General features: G+C 31.1%; 17 protein-coding genes, 7 tRNA genes and 1 riboswitch. Of the genes, 17 read left to right on the forward strand and 7 right to left on the reverse strand.

Translation table 11 applies throughout. The features are described 5' to 3' along the window. Window positions 1-16: 16 nt before the first annotated feature. The 7 genes from fbaA to HXZ74_RS05430 all read left to right on the forward strand — a co-directional run bounded on the left by fbaA (window position 17) and on the right by HXZ74_RS05430 (window position 3,801). Window positions 17-1,084: a class II fructose-bisphosphate aldolase gene (gene fbaA / locus HXZ74_RS05400; RefSeq protein WP_286474192.1), complete on the forward strand. Its 1,068-nt coding sequence runs from the start codon at window positions 17-19 to the stop codon at window positions 1,082-1,084. 42 nt (window positions 1,085-1,126) lie between these two features. After that, window positions 1,127-1,975, forward strand: coding sequence for an acetyl-CoA carboxylase, carboxyltransferase subunit beta (gene accD / locus HXZ74_RS05405; protein ID WP_125350474.1), 849 nt, complete (start codon window positions 1,127-1,129; stop codon window positions 1,973-1,975). 88 nt (window positions 1,976-2,063) lie between these two features. Continuing rightward, window positions 2,064-2,136, forward strand: a tRNA-Gly gene (locus tag HXZ74_RS05410). 35 nt (window positions 2,137-2,171) lie between these two features. Continuing rightward, window positions 2,172-2,255: transfer RNA gene (locus HXZ74_RS05415), tRNA-Leu, on the forward strand. A gap of 29 nt (window positions 2,256-2,284) precedes the next feature. Next, window positions 2,285-2,357: transfer RNA gene (locus HXZ74_RS05420), tRNA-Gly, on the forward strand. A 23-nt stretch (window positions 2,358-2,380) separates the two neighbouring features. Continuing rightward, window positions 2,381-2,464: transfer RNA gene (locus HXZ74_RS05425), tRNA-Leu, on the forward strand. A gap of 89 nt (window positions 2,465-2,553) precedes the next feature. Continuing rightward, window positions 2,554-3,801: a YaiO family outer membrane beta-barrel protein gene (locus HXZ74_RS05430; protein WP_286474197.1), complete on the forward strand. Its 1,248-nt coding sequence runs from the start codon at window positions 2,554-2,556 to the stop codon at window positions 3,799-3,801. On the opposite strand, the gene HXZ74_RS05435 is transcribed toward HXZ74_RS05430, so the two are convergent. From HXZ74_RS05435 to HXZ74_RS05450, 4 genes are read right to left on the reverse strand one after another with little or no spacing between them, the layout of a single operon-like run. Then, window positions 3,798-7,226, reverse strand: coding sequence for a sulfatase-like hydrolase/transferase (locus tag HXZ74_RS05435; RefSeq protein WP_286474199.1), 3,429 nt, complete (start codon window positions 7,224-7,226; stop codon window positions 3,798-3,800). The two genes, HXZ74_RS05430 and HXZ74_RS05435, sit on opposite strands and share 4 nt — an antisense overlap. 2 nt (window positions 7,227-7,228) lie before the next feature. After that, window positions 7,229-8,293, reverse strand: a complete 1,065-nt coding sequence (locus HXZ74_RS05440; protein ID WP_286474201.1) for a HEAT repeat domain-containing protein — start codon at window positions 8,291-8,293, stop codon at window positions 7,229-7,231. Between the two features lie 4 nt (window positions 8,294-8,297). Then, window positions 8,298-8,654 (reverse strand): response regulator transcription factor, encoded by a 357-nt coding sequence (locus tag HXZ74_RS05445; protein WP_115001656.1) that lies wholly within the window; start codon window positions 8,652-8,654, stop codon window positions 8,298-8,300. 11 nt (window positions 8,655-8,665) lie between these two features. Continuing rightward, window positions 8,666-12,589: a response regulator gene (locus tag HXZ74_RS05450; protein ID WP_286474204.1), complete on the reverse strand. Its 3,924-nt coding sequence runs from the start codon at window positions 12,587-12,589 to the stop codon at window positions 8,666-8,668. 145 nt (window positions 12,590-12,734) lie between these two features. Between HXZ74_RS05450 and HXZ74_RS05455 the strand changes: the two genes are divergently transcribed. The 4 genes from HXZ74_RS05455 (at window position 12,735) to cobC (ending at window position 15,944) form a co-directional block, all read left to right on the forward strand. Further along, a complete protein-coding gene (locus HXZ74_RS05455; RefSeq protein WP_286474207.1) occupies window positions 12,735-13,379 on the forward strand; it encodes a hypothetical protein in 645 nt (214 codons plus the stop codon). A gap of 9 nt (window positions 13,380-13,388) precedes the next feature. Continuing rightward, window positions 13,389-13,509: riboswitch (cobalamin riboswitch) on the forward strand. Between the two features lie 100 nt (window positions 13,510-13,609). Beyond that, window positions 13,610-14,629, forward strand: coding sequence for a nicotinate-nucleotide--dimethylbenzimidazole phosphoribosyltransferase (cobT, locus tag HXZ74_RS05460; RefSeq protein WP_286474210.1), 1,020 nt, complete (start codon window positions 13,610-13,612; stop codon window positions 14,627-14,629). Beyond that, entirely contained in the window at window positions 14,623-15,399 is a 777-nt protein-coding gene (locus HXZ74_RS05465; protein WP_286474212.1) for an adenosylcobinamide-GDP ribazoletransferase, read from the forward strand. Before cobT ends, HXZ74_RS05465 begins: the two co-directional genes overlap by 7 nt. Further along, the gene (gene cobC / locus HXZ74_RS05470; protein WP_115001662.1) at window positions 15,384-15,944 is read left to right on the forward strand and encodes an alpha-ribazole phosphatase; all 561 of its coding nucleotides are present in this window, start codon (window positions 15,384-15,386) and stop codon (window positions 15,942-15,944) included. The genes HXZ74_RS05465 and cobC overlap by 16 nt, the downstream gene beginning before the upstream one ends. 1 nt (window position 15,945) lies before the next feature. On the opposite strand, the gene HXZ74_RS05475 is transcribed toward cobC, so the two are convergent. Then, window positions 15,946-16,662, reverse strand: coding sequence for a DUF2071 domain-containing protein (locus tag HXZ74_RS05475; RefSeq protein WP_115001663.1), 717 nt, complete (start codon window positions 16,660-16,662; stop codon window positions 15,946-15,948). Then, window positions 16,659-16,991: a hypothetical protein gene (locus HXZ74_RS05480; protein WP_115001664.1), complete on the reverse strand. Its 333-nt coding sequence runs from the start codon at window positions 16,989-16,991 to the stop codon at window positions 16,659-16,661. The genes HXZ74_RS05475 and HXZ74_RS05480 overlap by 4 nt, the downstream gene beginning before the upstream one ends. 145 nt (window positions 16,992-17,136) lie before the next feature. Here HXZ74_RS05480 and HXZ74_RS05485 point away from each other — a divergent pair. The 3 genes from HXZ74_RS05485 to HXZ74_RS05495 all read left to right on the forward strand — a co-directional run bounded on the left by HXZ74_RS05485 (window position 17,137) and on the right by HXZ74_RS05495 (window position 17,424). Then, window positions 17,137-17,209: transfer RNA gene (locus tag HXZ74_RS05485), tRNA-Gly, on the forward strand. A 32-nt stretch (window positions 17,210-17,241) separates the two neighbouring features. Continuing rightward, window positions 17,242-17,325 (forward strand) — tRNA-Leu (locus HXZ74_RS05490). 26 nt (window positions 17,326-17,351) lie between these two features. After that, window positions 17,352-17,424 (forward strand) — tRNA-Gly (locus HXZ74_RS05495). 117 nt (window positions 17,425-17,541) lie between these two features. On the opposite strand, the gene HXZ74_RS05500 is transcribed toward HXZ74_RS05495, so the two are convergent. Beyond that, complete coding sequence (locus HXZ74_RS05500) at window positions 17,542-17,853, reverse strand: DUF3817 domain-containing protein (protein ID WP_115001665.1); 312 nt, start codon at window positions 17,851-17,853, stop codon at window positions 17,542-17,544. Window positions 17,854-17,961: 108 nt separating this feature from the next. Here HXZ74_RS05500 and HXZ74_RS05505 point away from each other — a divergent pair, with 108 nt between their 5' ends. The 3 genes from HXZ74_RS05505 to HXZ74_RS05515 all read left to right on the forward strand — a co-directional run bounded on the left by HXZ74_RS05505 (window position 17,962) and on the right by HXZ74_RS05515 (window position 20,967). Then, window positions 17,962-19,590 carry a BamA/TamA family outer membrane protein gene (locus HXZ74_RS05505; RefSeq protein ID WP_115001666.1) on the forward strand — a complete coding sequence of 543 codons (1,629 nt, stop codon included), beginning with the start codon at window positions 17,962-17,964 and terminating at the stop codon, window positions 19,588-19,590. A 38-nt stretch (window positions 19,591-19,628) separates the two neighbouring features. Continuing rightward, the gene (locus HXZ74_RS05510) at window positions 19,629-20,411 is read left to right on the forward strand and encodes a hypothetical protein (RefSeq protein WP_115001667.1); all 783 of its coding nucleotides are present in this window, start codon (window positions 19,629-19,631) and stop codon (window positions 20,409-20,411) included. A gap of 358 nt (window positions 20,412-20,769) precedes the next feature. Continuing rightward, window positions 20,770-20,967, forward strand: a complete 198-nt coding sequence (locus HXZ74_RS05515; RefSeq protein WP_353619253.1) for a hypothetical protein — start codon at window positions 20,770-20,772, stop codon at window positions 20,965-20,967. Window positions 20,968-21,033: the final 66 nt, after the last annotated feature.

Below are 21,033 nucleotides of genomic sequence, written 5' to 3' on the forward strand. Positions count from 1 at the left end.
ACAAAATACTAACATAATGAGCAGAAAATTTCCTGCCGGTGTTGCTACCGGTTCATTAGTTCAAGACATTATCAATGATGCAAAAGCAAATCAATACGCTTTACCAGCGTGTAATGTCATCGGTTCAGATACTATTAACGCTGCAATGGAAGCTGCAGTTGAAGTAAACTCTCCAGTTATTATTCAATTTTCTAACGGAGGTGCTGCTTTTAATGCCGGAAAAGGATTAAAAGGAGAAAATCAACTTTCTGCTATCAAAGGTGCTATTGCGGGAGCAAAACATATTCACACTTTAGCTGAGTCTTACGGCGCTACTGTAATTTTACATACAGACCATTGTGCAAAAAAATTATTGTCTTGGATTGATGGAATTATGGACGCTAACGAAGAACATTTTAATAAATTCGGAAAGACTTTATTTAGTTCTCACATGTTAGATTTGTCTGAAGAGCCTTTAGAAGAAAACGTAGAAACGTGCAAAAGATACTTAGAAAGAATGTCTAAAGTTGGAATGACTTTGGAGATGGAATTAGGTATCACAGGTGGTGAAGAAGATGGTGTTGACAATTCTAATGTTGACAATTCATTATTATACACTCAACCAGAAGAAGTTGCTTACGTTTACGAAAACTTAAAATCTATTTCTGATAATTTCTGGATTGCAGCAGCATTTGGTAATGTACACGGTGTTTACAAACCAGGAAATGTTGTCTTGACTCCTAAAATTTTAGATAACTCGCAAAAATACATCAACGAAAAGTATGGTGTAGACAACGCTGTTAACTTCGTATTCCACGGAGGTTCTGGTTCTACTTTAGAAGAAATTAGAGAAGCAATTAGCTACGGAGTTATCAAAATGAATATTGATACAGATTTACAATATGCATTTATGGAAGGAATTCGTAAATATTTTGACGAAAACGCAGCTTATTTACAAGGACAAATTGGAAACCCAGAAGGTCCAGAATCTCCTAACAAGAAATATTATGATCCACGCGTGTGGTTAAGAGCTGGAGAGGTTTCTTTCAAAGATAGATTAATCCAAGCTTTCCACGATTTAAATAATGTTAATACTTTAGGATAATCTTTTCTTTAAGATTATTTCTATCAAATAAAAACAGAGAATATGCCTTGGTTTATTAGAAGCAAGAAAAATATTACAACGCCTACAGAGTCTAAAAAAGACGTTAAGAAAGGCTTATGGTATAAAACGCCATCAGGAAAAATTATTGAAACTGAAGAACTGAAAGCAAATGCGTATGTAAGTCCAGAGGATGATCATCACGTACAAATTGGTTCTCAAGAATACTTTGATATCTTATTTGATGATAGTAAATTCACAGAATTAGATGTAAAAGTAGAAAGTAAAGACCCATTAAATTGGACAGATACAAAACCTTATAAAGATCGTTTAAAAGAAATTAAAAAGAAAACGGGAATGACAGATTCTATTCGCAATGCGACTGGAAAAATTCATGGACGTGACATTACAATTTCTTGTATGGATTTCAAATTTATTGGAGGTTCTTTAGGATCTGTAATGGGAGAAAAAATTGCTCGTGCAATTGATTATTCTATCAAACACAAAACACCTTATATTATCATTACACAATCTGGTGGTGCGCGTATGATGGAAGCTGCAATTTCGTTGATGCAATTAGCAAAAGTAGAAGCTAAATTAATTCAATTAGCAGACAACAATATTCCTTATATTACAATCTTAACAAATCCATCTTTTGGAGGAATTACAGCATCTTTCGGATCAATTGGTGACATTATCATGGCAGAACCAGGAGCATTAATTGGATTCGCTGGACCACGTGTTATCAAAGAAACTATTGGTAGAGATTTACCAGAAGGATTCCAAACTTCTGAGTTTTTATTAGAAAAAGGCTTCGTTGATATGATCGTTCACCGTAAAAAGATGAAAGATAAAATAAAAGAAGTAGCTGATATGTTAATGCCTATCAACTAATTAAAATAAGTGCAAATATATTTTTAAAATTTTATTCAAATTTGATTTGGATTATTAGAAATTGATTTTATATATTTGCACTCCAATCGCGAGAATAGCTCAGCTGGTAGAGCGCAACCTTGCCAAGGTTGAGGTCGCGGGTTCGAGCCCCGTTTCCCGCTCTTTGAAATATAAAAATTCATAAAAATCAAATTTTGCCTTGGTGGTGGAATTGGTAGACACGCAGGACTTAAAATCCTGTGTCCATTAGGACGTGCGGGTTCAAGTCCCGCCTGAGGTACTTTTTAATTTGATTTTTACAATTTACACGCGGGAATAGCTCAATTGGTAGAGCGTCAGCCTTCCAAGCTGAATGTTGCGAGTTCGAGTCTCGTTTCCCGCTCAACTTCTTTCCTAGAAGTGGATGCCTTGGTGGTGGAATTGGTAGACACGCAGGACTTAAAATCCTGTGTCCATTAGGACGTGCGGGTTCAAGTCCCGCCTGAGGTACAACAAAGCTCAAGAATTTATTTCTTGAGCTTTTTTTATGCTCCAAATAATTATATCTTTATCCTCATAATAAAGCACGTTTTTATCACATGATTCAAAAATCATTTCTAAGAAAAACACTCTTTACTCTTACCTTTTTACCTTTATTTTCGTATAGCCAAGAATCGAAAAGTTCGGATGATTTATTTCAAGAAGCGCGTCACAAAGCTTTCGAAGAAAAAGATTATACAACTGCCAAGAAACTTGCATTACAAGCGTTGGATCAGTCGCCAGAATATACAGATATCGCTGTTTTTTTGGGACGAATATATACGTGGAATGATGAAACCGAAGAAGCGAGAAAAGTTTTTCAGAATGTTGAAAAAAACATGGATCCATCTACCGATTTCTATTTAGCTTACACATCACTTGAATATTGGAATGATAATTATACAGAAGCCGTTTCTATCATTGATCGTGGATTAATTAAATATCCTAAAAATGAAGAATTATTGTTATTGAAAGCTAAAGTTCTTAATTCGAATAATGCTTATGAAGAAGCTTCAAAAACAATCAAAGAATTATTAGCAATTAATCCTAAAAATACGGAAGCACGAGAATTAGCAAATCGAATCGAAATCAATAATACTAAAAATGCAATTGGTGTAAATTATAATTACTCACATTTTGACAAGCAATTTGCAGATGATTGGCATCAAGTTTCGGTTAGTTATAAAAGACAAACTTCGATAGGTTCATTGGTCTTTAAAGTAAATTACGCAAACAAATTTAAAGATAACGGTGTTCAATATGAAGTAGAAGCTTATCCAAGACTTTCTAATACATTTTACATGTACGTTGGCGGTGGATATTCGGATAGTGACGGAATTTTCCCTAAATATCGCACAGGAGCCTCTCTTTACGCTAATTTACCTAAAAGTTTTGAAGCCGAATTAGGTTATCGTCAGCTTCATTTTTCGGATGATGTTTGGATGTTTACTGGATCAATTGGGAAATATTATAAAAATTATTGGTTCAATTTACGTGCATTTGTAACGCCAAGTAACAACAATATTTCGCATTCGTATACATTCACAACGCGTTATTATACGGGCGATGCAAACAATTATTTAAGCTTAGCGATTGGTACAGGTATTTCGCCTGAAGATTTTAACAACAACCTTTTAGAGGATACAACTTACAAATTGAAGTCCTTCAAAATTGGAGCAGATTATAATTTTTCGATCAATGATTTAAATTTAATTTCAATTGGTGCAAATTATTACAATCAAGAATATCGTCCAAATCAAAAAGGAAATCAATTTGATATAAGTGTCTCGTACAGCCGAAAATTCTAATTGATATAACGATTAAATATAGAATCAGGAACCATTTTTTGAGTATTTTTCAAAGAATGGTTTTTTGTTTTAAAGCTTTTCAATCGATTTTTCAACTCTGTTTCCATTTTCGAATTTTGTTCAATTTCTTCTGTTAAATTCTTTTCGATTCGAAATAATTTTCCTCCCGATAAATGATAATTTTGGAAAACATAATCATCCAAAATATTTTTATTTTGCATCAACGGAACACCTTGTTTTCTGTAATTCGCTTTTCCATTTTCAAGATTTTGTCCCATCCAAGTCACGTAATTTGGCAATTTCAATTTATACGAATCTCTAAAATATGTCACAAAAGTTGGCGCAACATCAAAATGCGTCACAATATTTGACATCTTTTTCGGTGACTTCAACAAAGGAGAATAGACAATAATCGGAACATGAAAACGATCAATCTTTGTCTCCATCGGAACTTCTGGCATTCGATGATCTCCAGTAATCACAAAAATAGTTTGATTAAAATCTGAACGTTTTTGATAAGCTTCGAAAAAGTTTTTTACAGCTTCGTCAACACTCAAAAAAGTAACCAATTGTTGTTTGTATTTTTTTACTGTCGTCAAAGTTGTCACATCATAATTTCGTGATTTAATCAACGATTCAAACTGTTTATTATATTTCTCAACATTGTTTATTAAGAAAGGACTATGCGTCGCTAACGTCATCAAAACATTAAAATACGGTTGATTATTTTCTTTCTGCGTTGCTAAATACTTTTTGAACACTGAATGATCGTCAAATCCCCAAGAAAATCCATTATTTGATGGAATTTTAGCATAATTACTTTCGTAATCATTTTCATCAATAATAGTTTCAACACCTGAATAATTCAAGTATTTCGACATAAAATCAAAATCAGCATCACCACCATAAAAATAACCAGTTTTATAACCATTACTTTTCAACAAATTAAACAAATTGAAATGTTGAGGTAAGTTTTTTTGTTCCATAAAACCATTTTCAGCAAATGGCAAAGAACCCGTCAATCCAGGTAAAACTCCATATGTTCTTCCAGTGGTACTTAATCCATTTTCCCAATACAAACTCTTTTTTGAAAGCTGATCGATATATGGAGTAAAAGAACCTAAATATGCACCTTCGTTACTAAAAGCTCGTCCCAAACCTTCAATCACAATAAAAACAACATTCGGTTTTTCTGTTGTTAGATTAAATTGATCCGCGAAGAAATTTTTATTCTCATCTTGATACAAAAATGGATAATTAGTTTTATCAAAATAATGTAGATTATCTTCATTATTTGAACTCGAATTTGAGTTTAAAAAGTCAATTTCCGAAAGTTTATCTTCTGCATATTGTTCAATCGAATTTGAGAAAAAATAAGACGATTTACTCAAAGTTAGATTAGATGAAAACTCATCATTTTGAGTACTTTTTAAATACAAATTAATTGGAATAATAAGCGATAAAAAACTCAAAATTATTAATGGTAATTGAAGAATTTTTTGATTGATTTTTAATCTATAACTGTAAATAAAAATCGTTGTTAAAATAGCAATTGCAACGATTGACAAAAGAATGTTTGTAATATTTACAACGCCTGATGCACCAATAATTAATTTCAATTCTTCGAACGTATAAGAAAACAAATCTGAACCTAATAAATTAAGTGTTGTTTGAAAATATTTAATCAATAAAACATTTGAAATGATTAAAAAAGAATACGCAAAAACGATCCATTTTTTTGCCCAACTTATCGAATAAAATTGCAACAAAAAATAAATAAAACTCACCACAAAAATACTATCTAAAGCAAAATCGATATTATGTACGAATAAGTCAAAAAATAAAGTTTGATTAGAAGTTGTTGTAAGATTTTCTTTATAAAGATAAAATTCAAGAATTGATGACAATCCAAAAAGTAACAAATAAACAAACGAAATAAACGTAGTTTGCTGAACTAAATTAATGAATCCAAGTTTCAGTTTTTGCCAAATAGATAATTCTTTCGCTTGATTTCCACCAAAACCTTGTCGTGTCATTTCTCCCCACGAATTATTTTTCAGAAAGAAATCCTTCACCCCTTTCATCCCTGCCATCACAACAAACGGATGAAATGTAAACGGCTCTATAAACGCCGTAAAAAATAATTTCGGAATATCGCCTTTTTTGTGATAAACATTATACGTCATCAAATCAATCAGAATGGCATAAATCGAATATAAAATTCCGTAAAGCAATACAAAAGCCATTAAAGGAAAGAAAATATGCCAATTTATTAATCCTAAAAAGAATAAAACTATGAAAATGATCCAACCAATGTATTCGATAATCGGCCCTAAAAATTCGAAGAAAAACCAATACGGATAACTCATCATTCCAAGTTTTCCATATTTCGGATTGAAAAATAAAATACGATGTTTCCACAATGTTTCTATCGTTCCACGCATCCAACGATTACGTTGTTTGGTTAAAATTTCTTTACTTTCTGGCACTTCTGTCCAACAAAGCGGAACGGGAATATTCACCACTTTATAGGCCAATTTTTGTTCGTGCATATAACGTCGCATTCGCACAACAAGCTCCATATCTTCGCCAACTGTATCGTGATCGTAACCGCCACATTGAAGCACAATTTCACGATCAAAAGCACCAAAAGCACCCGAAATAAGCATCAAACCATTGGCGCGCGACCACGCCATTCTTCCCAAAAGAAATGCTCGAATATATTCTAACGCTTGCGCTCTTCCTAAACGAGTTTTTGGCAAATTAACATCGACAATTTTTCCATCAACAATGGTACAATTATTCGCCAGACGAATGACACCACCACATGCAATTACTTTCGCTTTTGCCTCATCCATAAACGGTTTTGCAAGCTTCAGAATCGCATCTTGTTCTAAAATACAATCGACATCAATACAAACAATATAATCGTTTGTTGCAATATTAATTCCGACATTTAGCGCATCCGATTTTCCTCCATTTACTTTGTCAACAATAATTAATTTCTTGAAAACAGGATTTGTACTTTTATAAATTGCATTAATTGGTTTCGTTTCGATATTTCCTTCAACGAAATAATCAATTTTAATCAAATCATACGCTTCAATTAATCGTTGCAACGAATCATCTTTAGAACCATCATTTACAATAATAATTTCGAGCTGATTGTAATACAACGACAACAACGAACGCACGTTCTCCACAATCGTTGCACCTTCATTATAAGCGGGCGCAATAAGGCTAAAAGTTGGCGCATTTGGCGATGTTGCAATAAGCGAGTAATCCGTAAAACTGTTTTTTTGGATATAAGATTTTATCGCTCCTTTTGCATAATAACCTATCCAACCGTAAACTAAAATTAATAGGATTGAATAAAAAAGGAAGCCGTAAATAAAAAAATCGAAAGCCGTTTCTAGCCAATTCATGATTAGTTTTCTTGGATAATTTGATTAATAATTTGTTTTAATTCAAGAGAATTTGATTGATATGCAAGTTTTTGTAAATCGGTTTTTGAACAACAATTATTTAACGCTTTTACACTTGCTTTTTTGACAGAAAATGAAGGATTTTCCTTTGCTTGAGTTTCTAAAAATGTGTTATTTTCTGGATTAGAAATTTTTTCTAAGGCTTTTAAAATTTGAATTTGAAACTTTTCGTTACACGTTTGATATTTTTCAATCAATAGTTTTGAAGTTGAATCATCTTCGATTCTGACTAATGTTTTAATCGTTTCTTTAACAACTTTTTCATCAGAATCATGCAAATTATCTGCGACCAAATCGTGCATTTGTAACAATTGAAACTTGCGAATTAATTTCATTGCTAGAATTTTCACACTTTGATTAGGTGATTTCAACCAATTCGAAATTATGACATAAACCTCATCATTATTCGGTAAAATTGTAATTGCATCCAACAATTTCAATTGCTGCCAATCCGTCAATTGTTCCTGTAAATTATCCAAAAAAAATAAGCCTTCGAAACCAGAAAATTTTGCTAAACCATATTGCGCTTCAGATCGAACTAAATCATTTTTATGCTGTAACATACTTTTTATTTTCGGTAAAGTTTCAACATGATTCATCGCCGTAACTTCCTGTATTGCTTCGGCGATTTCGTAATCTTTTTGACTATTTAATTTCTGTAAGGATATTTTTTTTAGTTGATAATGATCAAATAAATTTCGAATGTTTTCTTTCGAATTTCCAGAAAAATTTTGTTCTGCTTTTAATAATTTTTTGATAAAATAATGTTTGAATGAACTTGATTTCAAATAATCCTTAAAATCATTATTCGAATTCGGCTCATCATCCAAAATTGTTTCATAAATTTCTTGATCAATAATCGCATTCCACTTATTTTTCTTAGTAATGATTTTATACTCAATTATACTTTTCAACAATGTATAAATGATTATCAAAAAAAGTAAAATAAGCAGAATATAAATTCCTACGACTAACTCGGAATAGGTTATTATTTGTAGGATAATCATGCTTTTATTTTAGCAATTTCTTCACGCGAACCGACAATTCAATAGGACTAAATGGTTTCACCATAAAATCATTTGCACCCAAATTAAATGCTTCCACTACCACATCTTCTTGCCCTAAAGAAGACAAAATAATCATTGGTGTATCGGAATTCTTACTTTTTCTAACAGCACTAATAATCTCCAAACCAGACGCAAAAGGCATCATAATATCGGTAATAATCAAATCAATATCTTCAGTCTCAATCTTACTGATTGCTTCTTTTCCATTTCGTGTTAAAACAACTTTGTAACCTTCTTTTTTCAGTTTGTGCTCAATTGTTTTTAAAATCAATTCATCGTCTTCGGCAATTAAAATCTGCATAATATTGGTTTTTAAATATTATTTAAATAGTTAATAACTAATTCTATTTCGGTTTTCACTTTAATAATCAGCTGGTTTTCTTGTAGGTAATTGATTGAAGTTGATTTTTCTATTTGTTCGGTTAAATCAGCCAAAATTGTAAGTCCAGCGGTTTTTGCTGTTCCTTTTACTTTATGACCTAATTGATTTAATCCTTCTAAATTTTGTTTGTTGAAATAAGTTTCAAATTCTAGTATAGATTTCTCTAACTCATCAATAATTATTTCGATAAACGTTTTTCTAAACGATTCGTCATCTTTCGTATAATTATTTATCATCGAAAGATCAAGGTGATTTCCAAAATCATTGGTTTCAAGCTTTTCATATTGAGAAAAGTCTAACCATTTTTCTAGGACATCAAAAATATCTTTTTCTCGAATTGGTTTTGCTAAGAAATCATTCAATCCAGCATCAAGACATTTTTCCTTTTCGCCTTTTACATTTCCTGCAGTTACAGCTATAATCGGTGTTTCTCGAAAATTGTTTAATAAACGAATAACCTTAGTTGCTTCAATACCATTCATTTCTGGCATTTGAATATCCATCAAGATTAAATCAACCTTATTTTCTTGACAAACCGATACCGCTTCCGCTCCATTTGTAGCTGTATATAAAATAGAATTTGGCGCAATATTTTTGATAATCTGCTGATTTAAAGCCATATTCACCAAATTATCATCAGCAATTAAAATGTGAAATTGTTTCGAAAAATCTTGTGAAATTTCTTCTTGATTTTCAATTTCTATGGTTTGAATTTCTTTCGAATCAATAATTGTTTTACGCAGCGTATCAAACAATTCTTCTGACTTAATTGGTTTCAACAAACGCGAAGTAATTCCCAATTCTTTTGCTTTCTGAATTAGATATTCATCCTCAGAAGAACTATGCAATAATACTAAAGGAGTTTTTGTGTTCTTTGTTATAAAATACTCTTTTATTTTCTGAATTGTTTCTAAACCATTCAAAACTGGCATGTGATAATCCATCAAAATAACATCGTAAACATCGCCATTCAAAACTTTCTGAAGCGCTTCCATTCCATTGTTCGCAATATCAGATGTTATATTTTTGAACTTCAACATATGTTGCAAAATCATTTGATTACTCTGATTATCATCTACAATCAACACATGATTTATTTCGTCCAAATGATCAAATTGTTGCTCAATATTATATTCGTAATCAACTTCTAAATCAAAGAAAAATGTAGAACCTTTATCTATTTCGCTTTGCAATTCTAGATGACTTCCGAAATAATTTAATAATTTATTCGAAATTGTTAAACCTAAACCTGTTCCTCCGAAACGTTTGCTAACAGTACTATCCTCTTGTGTAAATGCATCAAAAATCTTAGCTTGTTTTTCTGGTTTTATCCCAATTCCTGTATCACGAACAGAGAATCTCAGTTTTGCTTTTTCTCCTTTCACAATTGGTTCAACTGGACTAATTTTTAGTTCTATTTCTCCACTATCCGTAAATTTCACAGCGTTTCCAAGTAGATTAATTAGCACTTGTTTCAATCGAGCTTCGTCAATCCAAATAAATTGAGGTAAATTATTATCTATATTCAACAACAATTCAATTTTTTTGTTTTCGGCTTGATAAAGAATCACATTGATTACTTGATTTCCTAACTCGAACAGATTATTTTTTTCTATCGAAACATCCATTCGACCTGATTCAATTTTAGAGAAATCTAAAATGTCATTTATTATTGACAATAATGAATTTGCAGAATCATTAATAAAATTCAAATATTGTTTTTGAGTTGGATTAAGTGGCGTTTTCAACAATAAATCAGAGAAACCAATCACACCATTTAATGGCGTTCGAATCTCGTGACTCATATTTGCCAAAAACTCAGACTTCGCTTTACTAGCGATATCCGCATTCTTTTTCGCTTTTTTAAGCTCTTTATTTTTCTTAACAGATTCTGTTATATTTTGCGAAAACATAATCAAACCGCCAATCTGTTTTTTGTTGATATACCACGGATGAATCGCCCACGAATAGTGTTGATCCGTATCATATTTTGGTGTGCGATAAATGGTATCATCATTCGAATAATTTTCGCCTTGCAAACAAGCATCGTAAATTGCTTTTCTTTCTGCTGGAACATCATACATTTCGTAATGAGATTTTCCGATCACATTTTTCTTTTTTATCGCAAATTCATCACTCCATTGATTACTCAAAGTCAGATAATTCATTTCATTATCAAACATTGCAACAGAAGCAGGTACGTGATTAATAAACGTTTCGAAAATGGCTTTTTGTCGAGCCAATTCTAACGTATAACGTTTCCTTTCATTAATATCCTGAAAAATTCCAAAAACGCTAACACATTCACCATTTACAAATTCTGGAATTCCTTTGCATCTTACCCAAATTGTTTTTCCATTTTGCGTAACGATTTGCAATTCCATATCATATTCAATCCCTTTTTCTACGGCATCTCTAAAGGCTTTCTTGATTTTTGGATAACTACTTTTAGCTTCATAAAAATGAAGTGCAGTTTCTACATTTGGTTCATAATCTGGTTCAACTTCGTGGATTTTTTTCGTCGTATCTGCCCAAATTAATTTTTGTTGAATCAAATCATATTTCCAACCTCCAACATTTGCAACTTCGTATGTATGATCTAACAATTGACTAACACGATTAAGATCTCTTTCCAACAAAGTTCTTTGCGTCATATCCACCGCAGTGCTCATTACAACAGGATTTCCTTCGTTATCTTTGTCCAAAATATTGCTGTATAACCAATATGTCAACGAACCATCTTTCTTAATCAAACTCATCAATCCAGAATCTTGCTTTTTACTCAAAATTGTTTCGATATAGGTTTGATATTCTTTTTGATTAGCTTTTGGAATTAAATTTTTCAGATTCAAATCTTTTGCTTCACTTTCTGAATAGCCCATAGATTCTAATCCCGTCTTATTTATCGACAAAATATTTCCATCCAAATCGTGAATCGTCATCAAACCAAGCGAAGAATTGAAGAAATTTCTAAACTTACGTTCGCTGTTTTCTAATTCTACTTTTTTCGAATTTTCTAGCGTGATATCTCGACCAAAGAAAAAGATTTCGTTATCAATTTTTAAATTCGATTTTGTGTACCATTCCACCAACTTCTCTTCTTGAGATTCAGGAGAACACATCAAACATTTAAAATTGATAGAATCTGTATTATTTTTAAGATTTGATAAATAGGTATTGACTTTCGTTTTATCCTTTTCAGCAACAAAATCTATAAAATTTCTTTCTACAATAGGAAATTCTTTTTTCATCCCCAAAACCTCTTTGAAAGCAGGATTTATAGATTTTAAAACACCATTAATATCAGCAACTCCAATCAGATTATTAGATATTTTATAGATATTTTGAAAGTAAGCCGCATCTTTTTTGCGCTTTTTACTCACCAATAATTTGGTAATATTTTTCCCAAGTTGAATCAATAAATTACGTTGTTTTTCGTCCAACGTTCTTGGATAATGGTCGTTTACACATAATGTTCCCAACGCATTCCCATTGTCATCAATCAACGGAACACCAGCATAGAACTGAATATTTGCAGCTTTTACACCAGCAATATTTTTTGCAGGTTCAAATTTCGTCACATCATCAATCACCAAAATTTCATTTTCTACCAAAGAAAATTGACATATTGTTTGTTGACGCGGAACAATATCTACCTCGATTCCACAATTTGCTTTAATCACTTGATAGTTTTCATCAAAAACAGAAACTAACGCAATTGGCGCATTACAAATCAAACTCGCAGCATTTGCAAAAACTTCTAATTCTTCGTCTTTATCATGCGCTTGTAAATTATAATCGTAAACCGCTTGCAATCTTTGCTTTTCGTTCGTTGGGATGGGATAATTTTCCATTTAAATAATAGCTATTTTAAAGGAAAGTAGAGATGGTTAAAGATATTACATAAATCCAAATATTCGAAATCAATTATTTCTAAAAATCAAACCAACCTTTTTATTCATAAAATCATCTCTATTATAAATCTAAACTTTAAAAAATATGAAAATCACAATCCCAACTCCATGCAAAGAAAAATTACGAGATGATAATTTTTGCGCAAAATGTCAACATAAAATTACTGACTTTTCTAACTTGACAAATGACGAAATTTCGAATGAATTTGAAAGAAACAGTGTTCACTGTGGTATTTTTCATCCAAGCCAATTAGGTCAAAATCTTTTCAAAAAAACGATTTCCAATGTCATGATTTTTTCTGCTTATGGATTAATGAGTACTTCATCAAAAGCTCAAAAACCTAATACAGCTTGCCATGACAATCCATTACCGATCAATAATTCTATAGAAAATGAATCGATTGAATTTAAAATAATTGTTACTAAAAGTTCTAACACAAGAATTCAAGAGTTTTCTACTTTCCGATTATTGATTAATGGTGAACTGATAGAACAAACTTTAAAAATTGATGAAGAATACACTATAAAATGTGATATCCAAAAAGGTTTACCAATTAATATTCGATTAGCTTCAAACGAAAAAAACATAGAAATTAATAAAAATTACACAAGCAAAAATCTACCAAAAAAATTAAAATTGAATGTAGCAGATTTCGTAGCGGAAGAAATTATTATGGGAGATATTGAAATAGAACCAAGAATACAAGGAATAATTGCTATTAAAGAATAGTTTTTTGCTTTTATGATTATTTTCTTACCTTGCTAACACAAAAGGGAATCGAGTGCAAATCTCGAGCTGTCGCGCAACTGTAAGTAGAGAAAAACTATAAGCCAGACCACTTTTTAGATGATGCTTTCGCGATTGAAGCTCAATCAAAACTACATGTATTTTATTATTTGTTGAATTGATTGCACTTGATTTCGAAAGCATTTTTTTATTAAAATTTAGTTTAGTATAAAATGCAAAAAGAAGAAATTCAACACATTATTGATCTTAAAACAAAACCGCTAGGAGCCTTAGGTTTATTAGAAAAAACCGCACTTAAAATTGGTTTGGTTCAACAAAAAAAACAGTTAGAATTAATCAATCCACATCTAATTGTTTTCGCAAGCGATCATGGAATTGCGCAATCTGGTGTTAGTGCGTATCCTGCGGAAGTTACACCTCAAATGGTTTTTAATTTCCTAAATAATGGAGCGGCGATTAATGTTTTTTGTAATCAAAATGAGATTGATTTAACCATTGTTGATGCTGGTGTAAATTATCATTTCGAGGATTATTCGGTTTTGAAAAATTGTAAAGTAGCCAAATCAACCAAAAATTTCTTGTACGAACCTGCCATGACCTTAGATCAATTGGAACAATGTTTTGATTATTCGAAGACAATTGTGAACGAAATCGCCCAAAATGGGACTAATATTATTGGTTTTGGCGAAATGGGAATTGGGAACACTTCTTCTGCGTCGATGCTTGTACATTATTTGACCGATTTGCCTTTGGAGCAGTGTGTGGGACGCGGAACTGGTTTGAATGATGAGCAATTACAGAATAAAATCAATATTCTTAATCAAGCAAAAAATACGCATGGAAAAATTACTGATCCAAAACAAATTTTAGCGACTTTTGGAGGTTTTGAAGTTGCGCAAATGACAGCTGCAATGTTATCTGCTTATGAACACAATATGTTGTTGATGATTGATGGATACATTGCTTCGGCAGCGATTTTGGTTGCGTCTAAATTAAAACCAGAAATTCTAAATAATGCTATTTTTTGTCATCAAAGTGACGAATCTGGACATCAATATTTATTGAATTATTTCAACGAAGAACCAATTCTGAACATCAATTTGCGTGTTGGCGAAGGAACAGGTTGTGCGTTGGCTTATCCAATTATAAAAAGTGCAGTGAATTTCTACAATGATATGGCAAGCTTTGAATCTGCAGGCGTTAGTAACAAAGAAACTGAAGTAGAATGCTAAAAAAGGAAATCACTTATTTTTTAACAGCTTTGATGTTTTTTACACGAATTCCAATTCCGTTCAAAATTCCATACAGCAACGAAATTATGAATCAATCACAAAAATATTACGCGGCGATTGGTTTATTAGTTGGCGCTTTTAACGCGTTGATTTATACAATTTGTCAATTTATTTTACCAATTGATATCGCTATTATTATCACAATGATTACAAGTGTTTTGCTGACTGGCGCCTTTCACGAAGATGGTTTTACCGATGTTTGCGATAGTTTTGGAGGCGGTTATGGCAAAGAAAAAATCTTGACAATTATGAAAGATAGCCGAATTGGAGCTTACGGTGTAATTGGCGTTATCTTATTGTTGTTATTAAAATTTACATCACTTCAACATATTGCCGAAAATAATTTTTGGTTGATGATTTTCAGCTTGATCGCAGCACATTCGGTTAGTCGCTTTTTTTCTGGAATGATGATTTATACGCACGAATATGTGACAGATATTGACAAAAGTAAATCGAAACCGATGGCAAACAAAGCACTTCCGATAAAAAATCTTGTTATTAGTTTTCTTTTCTGTCTTGTACCTTTTATTGTTTTTGGCGAATGGAAATTTTTGTTGATTTTACCACTTTGTTACATCGGAAAAGTTTATTTGGGCTGGTATTTCAAAAAATATATTGGCGGATACACAGGCGATTGCTTGGGAACTGTGCAACAAGTTACCGAAGTTTTGTTTTACCTTGGCGTTTTAATACTATGCAAGTTTCTGTAATTCGACATACAAAAGTTAATGTTCCTTCATCGGTTTGTTACGGGCAAACTGATGTGGAATTAGCTGACACTTTTCATCAAGAAGTTGTACAAATTCATACTAAAATTGAAAACGATTTTGAGGTAATTTTTTCAAGTCCATTAAGTCGTTGTCAACGATTGGCAGAAACTTTCTCGAATGAAATTATTTTTGATGATCGATTAAAAGAATTCAATTTCGGAGATTGGGAAATGAAATCGTGGAACGAAATTCCTTCGGAAGAAATAGAACCTTGGTACGTCGATTTTGTCGAAATTAAAACGCCAAATGGCGAATCGATGCAAGAAATGTCTGCCCGTCTTTTTGATTTTATGGACGAATTACGAAATGCTCAATACGAAAAAGTGTTGATTGTTGCACATGGAGGAATCATTCGTTTGATGTGGTGTTATTTGTTGCAAATTCCAATCAAAAATGCATTCAAAATTCCTGTAAATTATGGCGAAATATTTCAGTTTAATTTAGGAAAAACGAATGAAGAAGATTTTATTTTGAAGAAAGAATAGATTACAAACATTTTATCTTTTCTAACGACTTCCATTCATGCTCGATATTTGTCATAAGAATTGCATTATCAAACTGAACAGAACCTATTGGAAAGATTGTTTCATCTTCAAAAAAACTTGATTTTACATGTGAAACTTCCAAAGGTTCTACTTCCCAATTATAGGTTTCGAGTTTTAAACCTTCAAAATTATTTCCATTTGGAGAATAACCGATAGAACCATTCTCGAAGAATTTTGACACCTCATCCAACGTTTCGAAAATCGAATTAGAATTAAATTCAACAGCTTTTTTAGCATCAATTTCAATTCGCGTATCATCAGAACTCGTGAAATCTAAATGATAATTATCGTTTTCTTCTATAACATTAAACTTCGCAAAATAATGTTTACCAGGAAAAACTCGACCACCAACAAGCGCATTCAATTTTAGCGAAGTATCTCTCCTCGGAATATATACACCTTCTTTTGTCTCCCCATTTTCCTCCCACTCAACCGCAATTCGATGCGCTGCATTTTCAGAATTAACTCCTACAAAATCAGGTAAACCTTTTGGTTTTATATCTTTCAATCGAATCAAACAAATTCCAGCAATTGCTTTTCCTTTGTACAATTTTGGACGAAAAGGTCGAGGCAAAATCTTCTCAATATAGTGCGGTTCTACACAAAAATTGATTAACATTCTGCGTTCTATGATACCATGAATTGTAGGAATTTTCATAACTCTATTTTATTATTTTCAATAAATTCATTAATAATTGATTTGAAATTTCGTGTGACATCAAGCTCTAAAATATCTTTTACTGACATCAAGCTTTCTATTTTCCAAGCATTATTTATAGAATTATATGAATCTAACTTAAAAACTAAATTTTGATAAAAAATATCGTCTCCAATTTCCATTTCAACTTTATTTATAAATTCATTTATTGTAATTGATTCTTCGGGCCAATCATTTTCTGCATCAAAAAGTTTAATTGCAATCGTAAAATCTACTTTCGACTTGAAATTATTTCTTTCAATTAGTATTAATAACTCTTCAAATGTCATTCAAATTATATTTTTCCCTAATTTCTCAAAAAAAAAATCAACAAGTCAAATATTTCAAAATTAATTTATTAGAAAAAAGTTGTAAAATTTATTCGAAAAACACTTGCAAAAGTAATATTAATGACCTTATATTTGCACTCACAACGCGGGAATAGCTCAATTGGTAGAGCGTCAGCCTTCCAAGCTGAATGTTGCGAGTTCGAGTCTCGTTTCCCGCTCTTTGAAATATTAAATTCAAAAATCAAATTTTGCCTTGGTGGTGGAATTGGTAGACACGCAGGACTTAAAATCCTGTGTCCATTAGGACGTGCGGGTTCAAGTCCCGCCTGAGGTACTTTTTAATTTGATTTGAAAATTTACGCGGGAATAGCTCAATTGGTAGAGCGTCAGCCTTCCAAGCTGAATGTTGCGAGTTCGAGTCTCGTTTCCCGCTCTGTAAAAGCCGAAGATTAATCTTCGGCTTTTTTATTTAGAAAAATTTGATTCCAAAACATAAAAAAACCTTAAACAATAACGTTTAAGGTTTTTACTTTTTTATCTAATCGTTGTCTTATTTCGCTTCTTCAGACAACATTTGTTTGTATTTTTTGCCTTCGATTAATCTTTTTTCAGCCCAAATTGTTCCTCCAGGAATAACTGCAGCAACAAAAAAGATCATAAAAATTTTCCAAGACCAATTGTATTTTTCCTTCAATAAATAAACCAATATAATATAAGCTATAAACAATCCTCCGTGTACGCGTCCTGCGTGTGTTACCCAAGTAGGATCTTCCCAAATATATTTCATTGGCATTGCGATAAAAAACAAAACTATCGCAGAAATAGCTTCTAAATATCCAGTAATTTTAAATAATTTCAACATTCATCTTAAATTTGAAGTCAAAAATAATTTTTAATTTTCAAACGAACACTAATAGATATCAGTAAAACAAATACTTAACATCTATTTTACACGTTATTATAAACAACAATGCGATTTTTAGGCTATATATTCTTCTTTTTTATCCAAACTATTTTGCTTTTTGGACAAGAAAAAAAATATCATTTCTTACGGTATAATGATGATACAAAATCGTATACAAAAGATTTTGAAAGCAAAAATCTTGATTCATCTTTAGATTCGCTTCAAAAAACGGGTTATTATACATTGACGATTGATTCTATAAAAAATGAAAAAGTTTATCTAAATAAAGGAAAATTGTACCAAACAATTTGGGTAAAAAACAATGAATTGTTCGAAAATAAAAATAATTATTTCCCAACGAATAATTTAGATTCTATTCTAAATAAAATCGCCACAATCAACACTAATCAAGGTTATCCGTTTGCGCAAATAAAACTTATTCCAAATGGTTTTGAACAAAATGAACAGAAAATTGAATTGGTTTTAGACAAAGGAAATCAGCGCAAAATTGATGGTGTAAAATTGGTTGGTTACGAAAAATTATCAAAAGGTTATTTGCGTCACGGACTTAATATAAAAACTGACGAAGTCTACAATGAACAGAAGTTGGCAACGATTTCGACATTAATGCAACAAACCAATTATATTGCAGAAGCGCAATTACCACAAACTTTATTTAAGCCCGATTCGACGATTTTATATTTGTATCCTCGCAAAGTGAATTCAAATTATTTTGATGGCGTTTTAGGTTTTGGGACTGATGATAACGGCGATTTTAGATTGAACGGAAATGTGCAGCTTTCGTTGAATAATGCGTTCAATAGTTTGGAGGAAATCAGGTTAAATTGGATTGGAACAGCGAACAAAAATACGTCGTTGAATATTGGTGTTAAAGTACCTTATTTGTTCAAATCCGCGGTTGGTTCGGAAACGAATTTCAAGCTTTTCAAGCAAGATTCTGTTTTTGTAAATTTAGATTTTTCGGAGCGATTATTTTATCAACTCAACCTCAACTCAAATATTGGTGTGAGCGGAATTATACAATCGTCTAACTTTTTGTTGGAAGATGATTCCTATCTAAAATCGAGCTACGACGATTATTCGAAAATTGGTTTTGGTTTGAGTTATCACTATTTCCTGAAACATCCTTTTCGTTTGATGGAAGGAAAATCAATGTTGAATGTTGCGGTAAACTCGATTCGTAAAAAGGAAAAGAACTTCTCGTGGACAGAAGATTTGGAAAATAAAACCGTCAATCAAGTTGAAGTTGGTCTAAAAACGTTTCGTTTATTCGAATTATCCAAAAAGCATTTCTTAAAAGCTAGTGCAGAGTTTAGAGGTTTACTCACAAAAGATGATGATTTTTCCGAAAACGAATTGTACAGAATTGGAGGTTTCGGGAGTTTTAGAGGTTTTAACGAAGAAAGTATTACCGCAAATATGTACGGATTTTTGAGTGCAGATTATCGTTTTGTTCCAAGCGAAGCTTTTTATATTGGACTTTTCGCCGATTATGGTTTTATTGATAACAAACGCGCAAATCTGAACACTTCTTTATTAAGTTTAGGAACTGGAATTTCTTTTTTAACGAAAATGGGAATTTTCAATTTGAGTTATGCAGTTGGTAAAACAGACGAAACTTCTTTCGACTTCAAAGAATCTAAAATCCACTTTGGGATATTAAGTCAGTTTTAAAAAAAATATTTTACTTTAGTTTTTATAAACATTGAATAATGAAATATTTATCGTTACTATTTTTACTTGTTAGTTCAACTTTGTTCTGTCAGAAAGATGATATTATAAACTTAAATGAAGTCAATATTCAGAATAAAACAAAATACATTTTATTAAAATCTTATTTTAGAAGTTGGATAATCAAAAATGATAGTTTAACAGATTTTGTAGATGGAGAAGCTTATTATCTTTATCCAAAGGAAGAATTTAAAGATAAATTAAAAGTAAAAAGGTATGTTTTACAATATAGAAACTTTTATAATCCTGAGATAAAAGGTAATAATAAAAAAACGCAAGTCTCTATAATGAATGATTATTATGGATTTTGGAATATTCCTAGTTATAATCGTCATGAAAAATATAAAAAAGTAGAAATTTCTAAAGATAATTTTGATGTTTATAACAGTAAAGATTCTATAATTGGTAAATATTATCAAGGAATTGAGAATGATAGTATAAATTTTGTTTTAAATTTTTCTCGTAAAAAAAATATAAAAATATCATTAAGTTATTTTGGAAAATGGGATAAAAAAGGAGTTCCTCAATTTTTTACTTTAATTCAAAATGAAGATTTATTTGGAAGTAAAAAAGAAATTGTAACAGAAATTTTTCTTACAAAAGAACTCCTTTCTGATTTTGATAATGGAAGAAAAAAATACAATTCAATCAACTTTAATTCTTCAAATTATTATAATAATTATTGGGAAAATTATATAATTGACTATCCTTTACCTTTAAATATCGTTAATAAATTCAATTTATTAATTGAACAAAATCCTTAACCTTGATGGTTACTTTTAATCACTTAAATCTACATTTATCTAAATCATATCTGTTTGTAATCTCCGTCAAGAAGATTTGATTACAAACAAGGTTGTTTATAATAAATGTAAGGCTACATTAATCTAAAACATGTCTGTTTGTAATGAATGTAAATCTACGTTTATCTCAATCATATCTGTTTGTAATATTTGCCAAGAAAATTTGATTACAAACAAGCTTGTTTTAGCTTACCAAATGTATTGTGTAAATGATTACTAAGAAGTTTTATTAAAAAAACTTTAAATTTTTATAGGTTTATTGTTAACATTTTCGTGAAATTAGCTACTTATAAAATACTCACACAAAATAAATTTAAAAATGCGTAAAATTTTTTATCCAGTTTTAGCTTCAGCTTTATTTTTAGCTTCAGCTCAATTGGCGTCTGCACAAGACAATTTAGTTAATTCTTTGAACAAAAATGTTAGTGAAAATAGTAAAGAAGCTTTCAAATTTACTGATGTTATCAATTTAGCTAAAACTCCAGTAGAAAACCAAGGTTCATCAGGATTTCTATGACAAAACCAAGTTATTTTTATAAATATTTTGATTTTTAATTAGTGCATAAATTCTGTGAATTATTTT

The organism is Empedobacter sp. R750, assembly GCF_030324345.1.
Classification (GTDB): Bacteria; Bacteroidota; Bacteroidia; order Flavobacteriales; family Weeksellaceae; genus Empedobacter; species Empedobacter falsenii_C.